The 14955-nt window shown below is 69.4% G+C and carries 16 protein-coding genes; 3 read left to right on the top strand and 13 right to left on the bottom strand.

Going from position 1 to position 14955, the window contains the following annotated elements; genetic code table 11:
• The first annotated feature begins 70 nt into the window (after nucleotides 1–70).
• Together ACLFOB_RS00880 and eno are read left to right on the top strand one after the other, a co-directional pair.
• On the top strand, nucleotides 71–1018 hold the full coding sequence (locus ACLFOB_RS00880; RefSeq protein WP_410918045.1) for a DMT family transporter: 948 nt from the start codon (nucleotides 71–73) through the stop codon (nucleotides 1016–1018).
• Nucleotides 1019–1105: 87 nt separating this feature from the next.
• Nucleotides 1106–2395 (top strand): phosphopyruvate hydratase, encoded by a 1290-nt coding sequence (eno, locus tag ACLFOB_RS00885; RefSeq protein WP_410924373.1) that lies wholly within the window; start codon nucleotides 1106–1108, stop codon nucleotides 2393–2395.
• Nucleotides 2396–2474: 79 nt separating this feature from the next.
• On the opposite strand, the gene ACLFOB_RS00890 is transcribed toward eno, so the two are convergent.
• Nucleotides 2475–2750, bottom strand: a complete 276-nt coding sequence (locus ACLFOB_RS00890) for a glycine zipper 2TM domain-containing protein (RefSeq protein WP_410918047.1) — start codon at nucleotides 2748–2750, stop codon at nucleotides 2475–2477.
• A 375-nt stretch (nucleotides 2751–3125) separates the two neighbouring features.
• Between ACLFOB_RS00890 and ACLFOB_RS00895 the strand changes: the two genes are divergently transcribed.
• Nucleotides 3126–3566 carry a cupin domain-containing protein gene (locus ACLFOB_RS00895; protein WP_410916667.1) on the top strand — a complete coding sequence of 147 codons (441 nt, stop codon included), beginning with the start codon at nucleotides 3126–3128 and terminating at the stop codon, nucleotides 3564–3566.
• Between the two features lie 3 nt (nucleotides 3567–3569).
• On the opposite strand, the gene lpxB is transcribed toward ACLFOB_RS00895, so the two are convergent.
• The 12 genes from lpxB to frr all read right to left on the bottom strand — a co-directional run bounded on the left by lpxB (nucleotide 3570) and on the right by frr (nucleotide 14951).
• Complete coding sequence (gene lpxB, locus ACLFOB_RS00900; RefSeq protein ID WP_410924375.1) at nucleotides 3570–4721, bottom strand: lipid-A-disaccharide synthase; 1152 nt, start codon at nucleotides 4719–4721, stop codon at nucleotides 3570–3572.
• The gene (locus ACLFOB_RS00905; protein WP_410916669.1) at nucleotides 4721–5620 is read right to left on the bottom strand and encodes an LpxI family protein; all 900 of its coding nucleotides are present in this window, start codon (nucleotides 5618–5620) and stop codon (nucleotides 4721–4723) included. The genes lpxB and ACLFOB_RS00905 overlap by 1 nt, the downstream gene beginning before the upstream one ends.
• Nucleotides 5621–5625: 5 nt before the next feature.
• Entirely contained in the window at nucleotides 5626–6411 is a 786-nt protein-coding gene (gene lpxA, locus ACLFOB_RS00910) for an acyl-ACP--UDP-N-acetylglucosamine O-acyltransferase (protein WP_410916670.1), read from the bottom strand.
• On the bottom strand, nucleotides 6408–6878 hold the full coding sequence (gene fabZ / locus ACLFOB_RS00915) for a 3-hydroxyacyl-ACP dehydratase FabZ (RefSeq protein ID WP_410916671.1): 471 nt from the start codon (nucleotides 6876–6878) through the stop codon (nucleotides 6408–6410). Before fabZ ends, lpxA begins: the two co-directional genes overlap by 4 nt.
• 60 nt (nucleotides 6879–6938) lie before the next feature.
• On the bottom strand, nucleotides 6939–7625 hold the full coding sequence (locus ACLFOB_RS00920; RefSeq protein ID WP_410916672.1) for an OmpH family outer membrane protein: 687 nt from the start codon (nucleotides 7623–7625) through the stop codon (nucleotides 6939–6941).
• Nucleotides 7626–7633: 8 nt separating this feature from the next.
• Nucleotides 7634–9973 (bottom strand): outer membrane protein assembly factor BamA, encoded by a 2340-nt coding sequence (gene bamA, locus ACLFOB_RS00925; RefSeq protein WP_410924377.1) that lies wholly within the window; start codon nucleotides 9971–9973, stop codon nucleotides 7634–7636.
• A gap of 97 nt (nucleotides 9974–10070) precedes the next feature.
• Nucleotides 10071–10202 carry a hypothetical protein gene (locus tag ACLFOB_RS00930; RefSeq protein ID WP_410924379.1) on the bottom strand — a complete coding sequence of 44 codons (132 nt, stop codon included), beginning with the start codon at nucleotides 10200–10202 and terminating at the stop codon, nucleotides 10071–10073.
• 93 nt (nucleotides 10203–10295) lie between these two features.
• Nucleotides 10296–11639: an RIP metalloprotease RseP gene (rseP, locus tag ACLFOB_RS00935; RefSeq protein ID WP_410924381.1), complete on the bottom strand. Its 1344-nt coding sequence runs from the start codon at nucleotides 11637–11639 to the stop codon at nucleotides 10296–10298.
• A 10-nt stretch (nucleotides 11640–11649) separates the two neighbouring features.
• A complete protein-coding gene (gene dxr, locus ACLFOB_RS00940; RefSeq protein ID WP_410916676.1) occupies nucleotides 11650–12825 on the bottom strand; it encodes a 1-deoxy-D-xylulose-5-phosphate reductoisomerase in 1176 nt (391 codons plus the stop codon).
• The gene (locus ACLFOB_RS00945) at nucleotides 12822–13613 is read right to left on the bottom strand and encodes a phosphatidate cytidylyltransferase (protein ID WP_410924382.1); all 792 of its coding nucleotides are present in this window, start codon (nucleotides 13611–13613) and stop codon (nucleotides 12822–12824) included. Before ACLFOB_RS00945 ends, dxr begins: the two co-directional genes overlap by 4 nt.
• A 4-nt stretch (nucleotides 13614–13617) precedes the next feature.
• Nucleotides 13618–14379, bottom strand: a complete 762-nt coding sequence (gene uppS, locus ACLFOB_RS00950; RefSeq protein ID WP_410916678.1) for a polyprenyl diphosphate synthase — start codon at nucleotides 14377–14379, stop codon at nucleotides 13618–13620.
• A 5-nt stretch (nucleotides 14380–14384) separates the two neighbouring features.
• Nucleotides 14385–14951: a ribosome recycling factor gene (gene frr, locus ACLFOB_RS00955; protein WP_410916679.1), complete on the bottom strand. Its 567-nt coding sequence runs from the start codon at nucleotides 14949–14951 to the stop codon at nucleotides 14385–14387.
• Nucleotides 14952–14955: the final 4 nt, after the last annotated feature.

The raw sequence follows: 14955 nt of genomic DNA on the forward strand, positions 1-14955 counted from the left end.
GCCGCGCCGCTAGAGGCCCCTTCCGCTCGGGCGCGAATGGGCGTAGCGGGCGGGACAGGAGGTGCGGCGCATGACGGAGAATTTCAGGGGCATCCTCCTGATGGTGGGCGCGATGGCGGCCTTTGCCATCGAGGACATGTTCATCAAGTGGATGGGCGCGACGGTCCCGCCGGGGCAGATCCTGATGATGCTGGGCCTGGGGGGCGCTGTGGGCTTCGCCCTGATCGCGCGGATCAGGGGCGAGACGCTGATTTCGCGCGTGTTCTTCTCGCGCGCCGTGGTGATCCGCAACATCGGCGAGTTGACCGGCACCTTCGGCTTCATCACCGCCATCGTGCTGACGCCGCTGTCCTCGGCCTCGGCGATCCTGCAGGCGATGCCGCTTGCCGTGACCCTTGGCGCGGCGCTCTTCTTCCGCGAGCCGGTGGGCTGGCGTCGGTGGAGCGCGATCGGCGCGGGCTTTCTGGGTGTGCTCATGGTGATCCGGCCGGGCGGCGCGGGGTTCGAGCCCGCATCGCTCTTCGCGCTTCTGGGGGTCGCGGGGCTTGCCACGCGCGATCTGGCCACGCGGGCGGTGCCGCACAGCACCTCGTCGGTGGTGCTCTCGGCCTGGGGCTTCTCGATGCTGATCCCGACGGGCGGCGCGCTCTTGCTGCTGACGGGGGGCGCGACAATGCCGCCGGCGGGTGTGTTCGGCCTGCTGGCGGGCGCGGTCGTCCTTGGAATCGCGGGCTATTACGCGATCACGCAGGCGATGCGCATGGGCGAGGTCGCGGTCATCACGCCCTTTCGTTACACGCGGATCGTCTTTGCCCTGATCATCGGGGTGACGGTCTTCGGTGAGCGGCCCGATGGCTGGACGCTTGGCGGCGCCGCGCTGATCATCGCCTCGGGGCTCTACACGCTCTGGCGCGAGGCGCGGCTGGGCCGGCGGCGTGCCGCACTGGCCGCAGGCCCGGTCAGCCCCGGACAGGTGCCGCCGCTGCGGGCAGAGGACAGCGCCTCCCGCATCCCGTGAGCGCAAACATCGCAACCGGCCCTTCCTGTCCCGGCAGCGCGCGGCTATGAGGCGCGCGACAACGGCCAGGGGGCACGGGATACCGCCATGACCACCATCATCGACATCCACGCGCGAGAGATCCTCGACAGCCGCGGCAACCCCACCGTCGAGGTGGACGTGACGCTGGAGGACGGCACGCTGGGCCGCGCCGCGGTGCCCTCGGGCGCCTCGACCGGCGCACACGAGGCGGTGGAGCGGCGCGACGGCGACGCGGGCCGCTACCTGGGCCGCGGCGTGCTGGAGGCGGTCGCGGCCGTCAACGGCGAGATCGCGGAGGAGCTGATCGGCCTCGACGCCACCGAACAGGTCGAGATCGACGAGGCGATGATCGAACTCGACGGCACGCCCAACAAGGCGCGCCTCGGCGCCAACGCGATCCTGGGCGTCAGCCTTGCCGTCGCGAAGGCGGCGGCAGAGGCCTCGGCCCTGCCGCTCTTCCGCTATGTGGGCGGCGCGCAGGCGCGTGTCCTGCCGGTGCCGATGATGAACATCGTCAACGGCGGCGAACACGCCGACAACCCGATCGACGTGCAGGAATTCATGATCATGCCCGTCGCGGCCGAGACGCTGCGCGAGGGCGTGCGCATGGGCGCCGAGGTCTTCCACACGCTGAAGAAGGAGCTGTCTGCCGCCGGCCTCGCCACGGGCGTGGGCGACGAGGGCGGCTTCGCGCCCGACCTCAGCTCCACCAGACACGCACTTGATTTCATTCTGAAATCCATCGAGACGGCCGGATACCGCCCGGGCGAGGACATCTGGCTGGCGCTTGACTGCGCCTCGACGGAATACTTCAGGAACGGTGCCTACGTCCTTGAAGGTGAAGGAAAGACCCTGTCACCTGCCGAGAATGTCGAGTGGCTCTCGGGCCTTTGCGCCGACTACCCGATCCTGTCGATCGAGGACGGCTGCGCCGAGGACGACTGGGAGGGCTGGAGGCTGCTGACCGAGGCGCTGGGGGCAACGGTCCAGCTTGTGGGAGACGATCTTTTCGTGACCAACCCTGCCCGGCTGGCCATGGGGATCGAGCGCGGCTGCGGCAACTCGATGCTGGTGAAGGTCAACCAGATCGGCACGCTGACCGAAACGCTGGCGGCGGTCGAGATGGCGCATCGCGCCGGCCTGACCAACGTGATGTCGCACCGCTCGGGCGAGACCGAGGACGCCACCATCGCCGATCTCGCCGTGGCCACGAACTGCGGGCAGATCAAGACCGGCTCGCTTGCCCGCTCCGACCGGCTGGCGAAATACAACCAGCTGATCCGCATAGAGGAAATGCTGGGCACCGCCGCCCGCTACGCCGGGCGGGACGTGCTGCGGGGCCGGGGGACGGCGTGACACCGGCCCCGCCTGATCGAAAAAGACCCCCGCGAACATCGCGCGGGGGTCTTCATGTCCTGGCCTTCCCGCGCCGCCCTTACGGGCAGGGCGCGCGGTAATAGGTGCCGTCGCCGCGGGCGTAGGCACACATGCCGGTATCCTGGTTCTGAGCCACGACAGTGCCGGCTGCCGCGCCGGCGAGCCCCGAAATCAGGCGCCAGTCGTCATCCGCTTCCAGGATATCGGCCGCGATCAGGCCGGCCGCCGCGCCGCCGGCGGCCCCCGCCACCGTGCGCTGCTGTGTGGTCAGGTTCTCGCAGGCGCCAAGCAGCATCACCAGCGCACCGAGCATCGCCATGATCCGAAGTCGCATTCGGAAATCTCCTCGTTCCGGGAACTGGCCCACGTCTTATACCCGACGTGAACCTTGCGCGATGATTGAACGCATGGCAAGGGGCCGCGTTCCGCCACGTCCTCCCGCCGCGCCCCCGCGATCGGCAAGGATCCGCGCGACCTGCACGTCGCCGCCTGTGCGTCCGGCGCCTCGATCAGCGCACCGCCCCCGGCCGGTCGGGCGGCCCGCGTGTCGCGCCATCCGCGGCGGTCGTCGCCGCGGCGCCGGGCACGGGCGGCGAGGCGTGCCGCGATGCAGTCGGTCCCCGCAGGCCTTGCCAAGCTGGTCCGCCGTGACCGGATCGACTAACCTGCGTCGCAACCCGGCCCCTGTCAGCCAGTGGTGAGGCCCCGCATGACGCCCGACACAGACCCGGACCGCCTCGTCGCGCTGCTGGACCTTTCCCCGCACCCGGAGGGCGGCTGGTATCGCCAGACGTGGGAAGCCGAGGCAAAGGATGGCGGGCGACCCGCCGGGACCTGCATCTGGTTCCTGCTCAAGCCGGGCGAGCGCAGCCACTGGCATCGCGTGGACGCGGCCGAGATCTGGCATTTCTACGCCGGCACGCCGGTTACCCTGTCCATCGCCCCTGATGCAGACGGGCCGGCGACCGACCATCGCCTGGGCCCCGATCTGCTGGCAGGCGAACGCCCGCAGTTGCTGGTGCCCGCGGGGCACTGGCAGGCCGCGGTCGCCGGGGACGGCTGGGCGCTGATGGGCTGCACCGTCTCGCCCGGCTTCCGCTTCGAGGGGTTCGAACTGGCCGCGCCGGGCTTCGACATCCCGCGGGGGTGAGGGTCAGGCGCGGCCCAGTCCCTCGAGCACGGCCCGCGCGGCGCGCAGGCCCGGCGGTGGCCCGTCCCGTCCCAGCCGCTCCATCGTCAGAGCCATCGCCGCGCGCTGCGGCGCGGGGTCGTCCAGCACCGCGCCGAGCGCTGTGGCGATCGGGCCGGGACGGCAGGCCTTGCCGATGAACTCCGGCACGACGCGCGTTTCAGAGACAAGGTTGACCAGTGTCACCGTGTCCACCCGCAGCATCCGCCCGATGATCTGGTGCGAGAGCCACCCCATGTCGTAGCCGATCACCATCGGCGTGTCCGCGGCGGCGAGTTCGAGCGAGACGGTGCCGGAGGCGGCGAGCGCCGCGTCGGCGGCGGCGAAGGCTGCGCGCTTCTGCGCCGGATGATCCGCCGCCCGAGGGTCGAGGAACACCGGATCGCCCGGCCAGTCGCGTATCGCGCCGGCGACCGTCTCTGCCACCGCACCGGCAGCCGGCACGACCACCCGCAGGCCGGGACGCGCCTGCGCGAGCTTTGCCAGTGCCGCGCCGAACACCGGCGCGAGGCGCGCGACCTCGCTGCCGCGTGAGCCCGGCAGTGCAAGCACCAGGGGCCCTTGCCCGACCTCATGCGCCGACCGGAACGCCTCCGCCTCCGCAGCGCTGGCAACGGGCTGGCTCACGACCGGGTGGCCCACGAAGTCGCAGCGCATGCCGGCCGCCTCCATGAAGGGCGGCTCGAAGGGCAGCAGCGCCAGCACCTGGTCGACATGCGCGGCCATCCTCTCGGCGCGCTTGGGCCGCCACGCCCAGACCGTCGGCGCCACGTAATGAACCACGCGGATGTCCGACCGCGCCTTGACCAGCTTCGCTACCCTCAGGCTGAACTCCGGCAGGTCGATGGTGACCAGCACGTCGGGCTTGGCGGCGATCACGGCCTCTGCCGTCTCGGCGATCCTGCGCTTGAGCGGCCGGTAGCGCGACAGGATCTCGACGATTCCCATGATCGAGATCTCCTCGATCGGGAAGAGGCTTTGGAGTCCCGCGGCCGTCATCTCGGGTCCGCCGAGTCCCGCGAAGCGCACGCCCGGCGCGAGTTCGCGCAGCCCGGCCATCAGCGCCGCGCCCAGCCGGTCGCCCGAGGGCTCACCCGCGGTGACGAAGACCTGCATCAGTCGCGGATCCAGAGGAAGAGACCCGCCCGGTCGAGCGCCGCGACGGTCTTCGCCCGCTCCAGCACCATCACGCCCCCCGCTTCGATCACGATGCCGGCAAGCCCCGCGCGCGCCACGCTTTCCACCGTGCCGGGGCCGATCGCGGGAAGATCCGCGCGCTGGTCCTGTCCGGGCTTCGGCGCCTTGTACAAGATGCCGGCGCGCGGGCGGTCCGGGCTGCCATCCTGCCCCGACAGCCAGTCCGCCGCACCGCCCAGAACATCGCCCATCATGTCGGCCGCCCAGCCGAAGGGCTCGCCTGCCGGGCGCAGCGGCGCGGTCCCGCGCGGGGGGGCGAGGCGGGCGAGCATCGCGTCGGTGCCGTCCGGCCCCTCGCGCGCCAGAACGCTGTCGCCCCGGATCGCGCAGGCCTGTCCAAGGTCCGCTGCGCCCAGTTCGGCGACCACGCGCGCGCCCAGATCCGCCTCTGCCGCGGTCTCGGGGCCGGGGCGGGCCATCGTGGGCAGGCCCGCAGGCGGCAGGAGGTCGGTCGCGGCCTGATGCGCGCCCACGACCTCGAACCCTTCTTCCTCGAGCAGGGCGATAAGGACGCGCAGCGCGCCGTCGTCGCCCTTCTGCAGCGCCTCGCGCATCCGCGGCACCAGCGGCATGGTCGCGTCGTCCAGCGCCGCAAGATCGATCTGCGGCCTGCGCACCGCACCGCAGATGCAGACCTGCGTGACGCCCCGCGCGTGCAGCGTGGTAAAGAGCCCGCCCAGCGTTTCCAGCCGAAAGGTGATTTCGGGCTCCAGCCCCGCCGGCGGATGCCCGCGCACCGCGCAGACCAGGGGCTTGCGCGGCTGCGCCGCGGCCACGGCGGCCGGCAGGCTTCCCTCTCCTGCGATGAGCGCCAGCATCGCGCTCAGCCCGGCGTCAGGAAGGACCGGTCGCTGCCGGCCAGGACGAAATCCGCGATCTCGCGGACGTAAGGGCTCTGCGTCTCCTCGCGCAGCCGGCGGGCGCGGTCCTGAAAGGCGCCCTCGCCCTGCGCCAGCATCTGGAAGGCGGCGCGCAGCGCGGTGATGTCCTCGCGCGGAACGCCGCGCCGCTTGAGCCCCACAAGGTTCAGTCCGTCGAGCACGCCGCGCGGCGCCTGCACGAGGCCATAGGGGATCACGTCGTTCGTGACCATCGTCACCGCGCCAATGATCGCGCCGCGCCCGATGCGCACCCACTGGTGCACACCCGACAGGCCGCCCACGATCACGTCGTCCTCGATGATGCAGTGCCCGGCGAGGGCCGCGTTGTTCACAAGGATCACGCGGTCGCCGATCTGCACGTCATGCGCGACATGCGCCCCCGCCATGAAGAGACCGTCGTCGCCCACCCGCGTCACGCCGCCGCCCCCTTCGGTCCCGCAGTTCATGGTCACATGCTCGCGGATGCGGTTGCGCGCGCCGATCTCGAGCCGGGTCTTCTCGCCCCGATATTTCAGGTCCTGGGGAATCTCGCCGATCACGGCGAAGGGAAAGATCTCGGTCCCCTCGCCGATCCGCGTGCTGCCGGTGACGACCACATGGCTTCTGAGCAAGACGCCGGCGCCCAGTTCGACCTCTGCCCCGACATGGCAGAAGGGACCGATCACGCAGCCCTCGCCCAGATGCGCGCCCTCTTCGACCAGGGCGGTGGGATGGACGCTTGCGCTCACGCAGCGGGCTCCGCGGACAGGTCCATCATCGCGCTGAACTCCGTCTCGGCCGCGATCTCGCCGCCGACGGCCGCGGTCCCGGCGAACTTCCATACCTTGCCGCCGGGCTTGCCGCGCAGCGTCTCCAGCCGCATCTCGAGCACGTCGCCCGGCACGACCTTGCGGCGGAACCTGGCCTTGTCGATGCCCATGAAGTAGATCAGCATGCCGCGGTCCTCGAGTTCCATGGCCGTGCCGACCATCACCGCCGCGGTCTGCGCCATGGCCTCGACGATTGTGACGCCCGGCATGATCGGATGGCCCGGGAAATGCCCCTGGAAATGCGGCTCGTTCATCGTGACGTTCTTGATGCCCGTCGCGCTGCGGGTGCCGTCGATCTCCACCACCCTGTCCACCAGCAGAAAGGGGTAGCGGTGCGGCAGGATGCGCTGGATGCGCTGGATGTCGGCGGCAAGAAGCTTGGTCATGCGGGCGCTCCGGCGATGGTCGCGCCGTGCTAGCAAGCCGCGCCCGACGGGGCAAGCCGGTCAGCGCATCCCGCCGTCCGGCGCCATGCCCGGTGCCGCGGGCAACTCGGGCGCTCGTGGCGTGGGCATGTTCGGCACCGCGTCTTCCGCGGGCGGCACGTCTTCGGGCTCCGGTATCTCCGGCGCGATGGTGGCATCGAGCCGCTCGATCGCGATGTCGGTGATGTCGATCACCTCGAGGCTCATGAAGACGCTGCGCTGCTCGACGATCACCGCCGCGCCCGCCTCGACCATGACCCTTTGAAGCACTGGCTGCGCCGCCTCGAAAAACGTCCGCCGGGCCGCTTCGCCACGCCGACCCAGGGCGCGCGCCTTCGCGTCCTGTTCGCGCCGGATGCGCATCACGCGCTCGTCGAAGGCATCCGCCGCCGCCCGGAAGGCCTCGGGGTCCATCTCGGCGCGGCGCTCCGTGAGTGCGCGCTCTTCCTCGACGAGTTCGGCCTCGATGCGGCGGTTCTCGGCGGCAAGCTCGGCCCCATCGGCGTCGATCTCCCGCGCCACTCTCTGCCCGTAGGCGGAGTCCGCAAAGAGCCGCTCGGAGTCGACCGTCAGGACCGGCGACTGAAGCATGCCGGTGACGAATGGCCCCTCTCCGGTCGCCGGCTGCGCGTGCGCCGGACCGGCCAGCGCAGCGGCAGACACGACGATGGGGGCAAGCCAGCGGGCGATGAGACCGCGGAACGCCACGCCGTCGCTCAGAACCGGGTCGACAGGGTCAGATCGAAGGCCTGCGTCTCGTCATGCCGGCGTTTCGCGATCGGCTCGGAGAAGTTGAACCGCAAGGGCCCGACCGGCGTGTCCCAGAAGATCGAGAGCCCCACCGTCTGACGCACGGAGAAGTCATCGTAGATCACGTCGTCATTGGTCTGGTCGAGATCCCAAACCGAGCCGATGTCGTAGAAGACGCCGCCACGGATGTTGTATTCCTCGGGCAGGCCCAGCGGAAATTCCGCCTCGAACCGCGCCACCGCATACATGTTCCCGCCCAGAGCCTCGTCGACCCCGGTTGCCGGGTCGCGTTCGCGCGGTCCGATCCCGTCGAGCGTGAAGCCACGCATCCGGGCGGGTCCGAGGAAATAACGGTCCGTGACGCGGCTGCCGCCCGTGGTGTAGTTCAGCATTCCGCCCTCGAACTCGGCGCGCAGGATCACCTCTTCGTTCAGGACGCGCGTCCGGGCGAGCGCGCGGGTCGTGGTTTCGATGAAGGTGTTGTCCCCGCCGACGCCGCCGAAGTTCTGGCCGAACTCCAGCAGGACACCGGCATTGGGATCGAGACCCGTGCGGCGCGTGTCGTAACTGAAGGTGTAGCCCACCGAACTGTCCCACAGCTCCCCGCGCGCCGCTTCGTCCTCGATGATGGCGCCCGCGTCGTCGGCCAGGTCCGACAGGTCGCTGATCTCTGCAGTGTAGCGCAGGCTCAGGCGGCTGTTGTCGGTGACCGGGAAGTTGATCGAGGGCCGGAAACGGCCAATCGCCGTGTCGTAGCTGGCGAGGAAGCGCTCGGTTTCCCGGAACGACAGCGCAAGATCGAAGGTCAGGTCGCGATCCAGCAGAGCGGGCTCGGTGAAGCGCAGGCTGTAGACCCGGTTGTCCAGCCCGCTGGACACCTCGAGCCCCAGACGCTGACCGCGGCCAAGAAAGTTGCGCTCCTCGAACCGGATCAGCGCACCGAACCCGCCGGAAGTCGAATAGGTGCCGCCGAAGGTCAGGCTGCCGGTGGGCTGCTCCTCGACATCGACGTCGACGATCACCTGCTCGGGGCTCGAGCCTTCGCGCGCCTCGACCTCGGCATCCGCGAACAGGCCCAGTGCGCGGATACGTTCGGCGCTTTCGCGGATTTCGCGCGGGTTGAACGGGTCACCCTCCGCGATGCGGAACTGCCGCCGGATGACGCGGTCAAGCGTGGAGGTGTTGCCCTCGATGTCGATTCGCTCGACGAAGATGCGCGGTCCGCGCACCAGCCGATACTCGATGTCGAGTGTCAGCTCGCGGTCGTTCCGGGTGACCTCTGGCTCGACACGGACGAAATCGAGGCCCTGCTCGATCGCCAGCCGCTCGAGCCGCGCAATGTCGTTGTCGATGCGCGAGGGCGAATATGTCTGCCCCGGCCGCGTGCGGATCGCGTTCCGGAAGAGCGGCAGGTTCACCTCGGGCAGGTCGCTGTCAACGCTCAGCCGGCCGAAGGCAAAGCGCTGGCCCTCCTGCACGTTGAAGGTGACGAAATAGCCGTCGCGTTCCTGCGCCAGTTCGGCGTTGACCGAGGTCGTGCGGAAATCCACGTAGCCGCGGGACAGGTAGAAGTCGCGCAGAAGCTGCTTGTCGAACTCGATGCGGTCGGCGACCAGCGTGTCGGACTGGATGAAGGCGCGCAGGATGCCCGCCTGCTTCGTTTCCAGCACGCGGCGCAGCCGACGGTCCGAGAAGGCCTTGTTGCCGACGAAACCGATGCGCTCGATCTCGACGAGATCGCCCTCGAAGATCTCGAACACAAGGTCCACGCGATTGTCGCTGCGCTCGATCACGCGCGGCGTGACGCGGGCCGCGAGACGCCCCTGCGCCTCGTAGGCTTCCACGATTGTCGCAACGTCCGCTTCGGCCTGTGAGGGATTGAAGATGCGTCGCGGCTGCGACCCCACCAGTTCGGCCAGCGCCTCGTCGTCGATGCGCCTGTTGCCCTCGAAGGCGATGCGGTTGACCGTGGGGTATTCCGCCACCCGGATCACCAGCCGCGATCCCTGCGGCACGATCTCCACCGTCTCGAAGAGCCCGCTGTCGAGGATCCGGCCATAGGCCGCGTTCAGCTCTCCGGCGCTGACGGTCTCGCCGCGTGCGATCCCCGCATAGCTCAGGATGGTGCCCGGCTGAACGCGCTCCGCGCCTTCGACGGAGACCGAGGTGAAGCGATAGCTCTGCGCGTCGGCAGCTGCGGTCCAGAGGACCGACAGGATCGCCACCACGATCGCAATCGTTCCGACGGACCGAGACCCGATCCGTCCATGCCCCGGCGCGAGGCCGTCCCCCGATCCCTTGTGCATTGCAGCAACCCGTTCCGACATCCCTCGGAAATCGTGGTATCGGGTGGCGGTATGCTTGTCAAAGCCGTGCGTCGCATGTGCGACGCGGTCCGCGATCCTAAAGCAGGGCCAGGAAGGCTCCGAGGCTCAGGCCCAGAAGGATGGCAGCAGGGTAGATCAGCCAGTCCCAGTTCGGCAGGACGACCAGCCAAAGGCCTGGCTTGCTCGGAACGGTCTGGGTGCCTTGCATGACGTCACGCGGTCCTTCGCCCGGTCGATAGATGACCGTACCGAAGGATTGCGGCAGGATTTTGGCGTTCAGCGCAACATCAGAGGTCCCCGGTCAGGGGCAGAAGAGGTCGTTGGTCAGCGCGAAGACCATGAGGCCCAGGATCAAGGCAAGCCCCGCGCCCATCAGGACCTGAAGCGCGCGGTCCGATGGCGGCCGCCCGGATACCGCCTCGTAGGCATGGAACACCAGGTGCCCGCCATCGAGAATCGGGATCGGGAACAGGTTGAGCAGCCCCACCGCCGTCGACAGCACCGCGATGAACCAGATGAAGCTCATCGCGCCCTGGCTCGCCATCGCGCCCGATGTCTCGGCGATACCGATGGGACCCGACAGGTTGCAGGAGCTGATCGCGCCCGTGATCATGTGCCAGAGGCCCGAAAGCGAGCCCTGGATCACCGTGAAGACCTGAGCGACACCACCCCAGACGGCCTGGAACGGTCCCACCATCTGTGTCGCGGGCTCGAAGACCATCCCGCCGATGATGCCGATGCGCCAGTGGGTCTCGAACCCGCCCCCAGCCTGCGGCTCGTCCGTGCGCTTGGGCTGAAGGGTGAGATCCAGTGTCTCGCCGTCGCGCCACACCGAGAGCGCGAGGGCAGCCCCGTCGGAGGCTTCGACGAACTCCCGCAGCTCGTCGAAGGCCGCGATCTGCTGACCGTTGACGGAGGTGATGACATCGCCCCGCCGCAGGCCGGCGTCCAGCGCGGCGGACTGCGGCATCACCTGCGTCACGATCGGCGGATAGGGATAGGGGCCGGTCACCTCGACCCTGCGCCCGTCGCGCTCGACGAGATAGGGCAGTTCGGGCTGGCGCGGCAGCGCCTCGGAAAAACGCTCGAAGGCATCCGCCTGATCGAAGCCGGGCGGCGCGGTGCCGGCGATCTGCAGGATGCGGTCGCCCTCCTGCAACTCGTTGACGGCCGGGACAGGCCGCAGGTCGCCCACCGCCAGCGGCTCGGCCACTTCGCCGCGGGCGAAGATCACGGCGGCGAAGACCAGCACGGACAGAACGAAGTTGAACATCGGCCCGGCGGCCACCGTCAGCGACCGCGCCCAGAGCGGCGCGCCCGCCATGGTGTGCCGCCGCTCTTCGGGCGACATGTGCGCCAGCTGCTCCGGATCGGTGCTGCTGGCGGCATCGGCATCGCCCTTGAACTTGACGTAGCCGCCAAGCGGCAGTGCGGCGATCTGCCACTGCGTGCCGCGCCTGTCCATGCGCGACCAGATCACCGGGCCGAACCCCAGCGAGAACACGTCGGCCTCGATCCCGGTCCAGCGCCCGACGATGTAGTGGCCGTATTCGTGGATGGCCACGATCACCGACAGGGCCACGATGAAGGCGATAATGGTCCAGACGAACCCGCCAAACTGCGGGACAAGGCTCAGCGCGTCCAAGGTGGGCTCCTCAGGCTGCTCGTTCGGAAATGATGTTTCGCGCGGTCGCGCGGGCAAGGGCATCCAATGCCGAAACGTTATCTAGGGTGAAAGCGGCATCAATGCGACCCGGCTCTGACGAAAGCCGGGTGAGCGTCTCCTCGACCACCTCGGCCATCTTCAGGAATCCGATACGCCCGGCGATGAAGCCGTCGAGCGCCGTTTCCTTCGCGGCGTTGAAGGCGGCACCGCAGAGCCCGCCGCGCGCCATCACCTCGCGCGCAAGCCGAAGCGCGGGGTAACGGCGGTCGTCCGGCGCGCGGAAGGTCAGCTGCCCCACCTGCGCCAGGTCCAGCCGCTCGACCGGCAGCGCGCGCCGCTCCGGCCAGTTCAGCGCATAGCCGATCGCATGGCGCATGTCCGGCGGCCCGACATGCGCCATCAGCGCTCCGTCGGCGAATCCCACCAGCGCGTGGACGATGGATTCAGGGTGCACCAGCACCTCGATCCGCGCGGGGTCTATCCCGAAGAATTCACGGGTTTCGATGACTTCCAGCGCCTTGTTGAACATCGATGCGCTGTCGATCGTGATGCGCTGGCCCATCGCCCAGTTGGGATGGGTCGAGGCCTCGGCCAGCGTGGCCTGCGCCAGCCGCTCCAGCGGCCAGTCGCGGAAGGCGCCGCCGCTTGCGGTGATGACGATGCGTTCCACCGCCGCGCGGTCCTCGCCCACGAGGCCCTGAAAGATGGCGCTGTGCTCGCTGTCCACCGGCAGGACCGTGGCACCGTGCCTGCGCGCGGTCTCCATCACCAAGGGGCCGGCGCAGACCATGCTTTCCTTGTTGGCCAGCGCCAGCGTCGCGCCCTGTTCCAGCGCCGCGAGGCCCGGGGCAAGGCCCGCGGCGCCCACGATGGCCGACATCACCCAGTCCGCGGGGCGCGCGGCGGCCTCGATCAGCGCGCCCTGCCCGGCCGCTGCCTCCACGCCCGAGCCTTCGAGCGCGGCGCGCAGGTCGTCCAGGCACTCCTCATGCGCCGTCACGGCCACCTGCGCGCGGACCCGGCGCGCATCTGCGGCCAGCTGCGCCACGTTTCGCCCGCCGGTCAGCGCCACGACCTCGAAGTCATCTTCCCCAGCACGATGGATCAGATCGAGCGTGTTCTGCCCGATCGAGCCCGTGGCGCCCAGGATCGAGACCCGCTTCACGAGGGAACCCCCGGCGGAAAGGCCACGACCTGTTCCGCGATCAGCACGAAGACCGAGGCCCCAAGCATTCCGTCGAAGCGGTCCAGAAGCCCGCCGTGCCCGGGCAGCAGCGACGAACTGTCCTTCACCCCGACATGCCGCTTGATCGCGCTTTCGGCGATGTCGCCCATCTGCGCGGCCAGCGCCACCGCGATGGACACAGCGATCAGCCCGGTGCCGGCGCCGGTCAGGCCGGCAAAGCCGGTGCCCACGGCGGCGCCGCCCAGCCAGCCGGCCACCGTGCCGGACCACGTCTTCTTCGGGCTCACGCGCGGCCAGAACTTCGGCCCGCCGATCATCCGGCCGGCGAAATAGCCCATCACGTCACTCGCCACGACTACGGCCACCAGCCACAGCATCCAGGTCACGCCAAAATCGTCGCGCAGCGCCATCATGCCGAACCCGGCCAGCAGCACCAGGACCGTGTAGCCCATGTAGAGCGCACGCTCCCGCGCGATCAGCCCGAAGCCCAGGATCGCGGGCGCGATCAGCAGCGGCAGCGCAAGACCCGGCGGCAGGTAGATCGCCACCATCGCCGCCCCGCCCGTCAGAAGCCCGAGCCCGATCTGCCCGCGCCAGCCCGGCATCAGCATGCCGACCAGTTCCCAGACCATGAGGCCGCAGATCAACGCGACCAGCGCGTGAAAGACGTGCCCCCCCGCCCAGATGCCCCCGGCCCCGATCGCCACCAAGGCCGCGCCCGTGCCCAGCCGCACGGTCAGGTCGTCCCACCTGGCGCCTGTCGCCATGGGCCTACCGCGCGACCGCGCCGCCCGCCGCCGCCACCTTCACCCCGCCGAAGCGCCGGTCGCGCCGCGCGTAGCTTGCCAGCAGACGGCCGAACTCGGCACGGGTGAAATCGGGCCACAGCGTATCGACGAATTCATATTCCGCATAGGCCGACTGCCACAGCAGGAAATTGGAGATTCGGGCCTCGCCGCTGGTGCGGATCACGAGATCCGGGTCCGGCAGCACGCAGGTGTCGAGGTAACGCGGCAGCGTCTCCTCGTTCACGTCCTCGGGGCGCAGGTGCCCGCGCGCGACATCCTCGGCCAGCCGCCTGGTCGCCCGCGCCACCTCGTCCCGGCCCCCGTAGTTGAGCGCAACGGTAAGATGGGTGGTCTGGCACTGTTGCGTCAGCGCCTCGAGCTCGTCCATCAGTCCGACGAGCTTCGCGTCGAGGCGCACGCGGTCGCCGATGAACCGCACCCGCACGTCGTTGGCAAGCAGCGCCCGCGCCTCGCGCCGGATATAGCCGCGAAACAGGCTCATCAGGCCCGCGACCTCGGCCTGCGTCCGTTTCCAGTTCTCCGTCGAGAAGGCGAAAACGGTCAGATAGTCGACCCCGTAGTCCGGGCAGGCCTCGACGATCTCGCGCACGCGCCTGGCGCCCGCGTGATGCCCGAAGATTCGCGGGCGGCCACGCATCGTCGCCCAGCGGCCGTTGCCGTCCATGATGATCGCCACATGACGCGGGCCGCGCGTTGCGGCGCTCTGGGCGGGGGGAACCGGCATCCCCCTCACACCTGCATGATTTCGGACTGCTTGGATTCGAGCGCCTGATCCACAGCCTTGATGTAGCGGTCCGTAAGCTCCTGCACCTCGTCTTCGTAGAGCTTCTGCTCGTCCTCGGACATGCCCTGCGCCTTGGCCTTCTTGATCTGGTCCATGCCGTCGCGGCGCACGTTGCGGATCGCGACGCGCGCGCTTTCGGCATACTGCGCGGCGACCTTGCCCAGCTCGCGGCGCCGTTCCTCGTTCAGTTCCGGGATCGGCAGCATGATGATCGTGCCGTTGAGCTGGGGGTTTATCCCGAGCCCGCTTTCGCGGATCGCCTTCTCGACCTTGCCGACCAGGCTCTTGTCCCAGACGTTGATGGTGATCATCCGCGGCTCGGGCACGTTTACCGTGCCCACCTGGTTGATCGGTGTCTTCGTGCCGTATGCCTCGACCATGACCGGCTCGAGCATCGAGGCCGAGGCGCGGCCGGTGCGCAGGCTGTTCATCTCGGTCTTGAGCGATGCCATCGCGCCCTGCATGCGCCGCTCAAGGTCGTCGGTGTCGATCTCGATCTCGTCGTCCGCCATCGCT

The organism is Rhodosalinus sp. (genome assembly GCF_046542825.1).
In the GTDB taxonomy this organism is placed as follows: domain Bacteria; phylum Pseudomonadota; class Alphaproteobacteria; order Rhodobacterales; family Rhodobacteraceae; genus Rhodosalinus.

Coding starts and splice junctions, on each gene's coding strand:
- ACLFOB_RS00930 (WP_410924379.1), bottom strand. CDS start 10,202: ATGCAAGGCACCCAGACCGTTCCGAGCAAGCCAGGCCTTTGGCTGGTC.
- ACLFOB_RS00945 (WP_410924382.1), bottom strand. CDS start 13,613: ATGGCGACAGGCGCCAGGTGGGACGACCTGACCGTGCGGCTGGGCACG.
- ACLFOB_RS00905 (WP_410916669.1), bottom strand. CDS start 5,620: ATGCTGGCGCTCATCGCAGGAGAGGGAAGCCTGCCGGCCGCCGTGGCC.
- lpxB (WP_410924375.1), bottom strand. CDS start 4,721: ATGCAGGTCTTCGTCACCGCGGGTGAGCCCTCGGGCGACCGGCTGGGC.
- ACLFOB_RS00895 (WP_410916667.1), top strand. CDS start 3,126: ATGACGCCCGACACAGACCCGGACCGCCTCGTCGCGCTGCTGGACCTT.
- uppS (WP_410916678.1), bottom strand. CDS start 14,379: ATGCCGGTTCCCCCCGCCCAGAGCGCCGCAACGCGCGGCCCGCGTCAT.
- frr (WP_410916679.1), bottom strand. CDS start 14,951: ATGGCGGACGACGAGATCGAGATCGACACCGACGACCTTGAGCGGCGC.
- eno (WP_410924373.1), top strand. CDS start 1,106: ATGACCACCATCATCGACATCCACGCGCGAGAGATCCTCGACAGCCGC.
- ACLFOB_RS00880 (WP_410918045.1), top strand. CDS start 71: ATGACGGAGAATTTCAGGGGCATCCTCCTGATGGTGGGCGCGATGGCG.
- fabZ (WP_410916671.1), bottom strand. CDS start 6,878: ATGACCAAGCTTCTTGCCGCCGACATCCAGCGCATCCAGCGCATCCTG.
- ACLFOB_RS00890 (WP_410918047.1), bottom strand. CDS start 2,750: ATGCGACTTCGGATCATGGCGATGCTCGGTGCGCTGGTGATGCTGCTT.
- bamA (WP_410924377.1), bottom strand. CDS start 9,973: ATGCACAAGGGATCGGGGGACGGCCTCGCGCCGGGGCATGGACGGATC.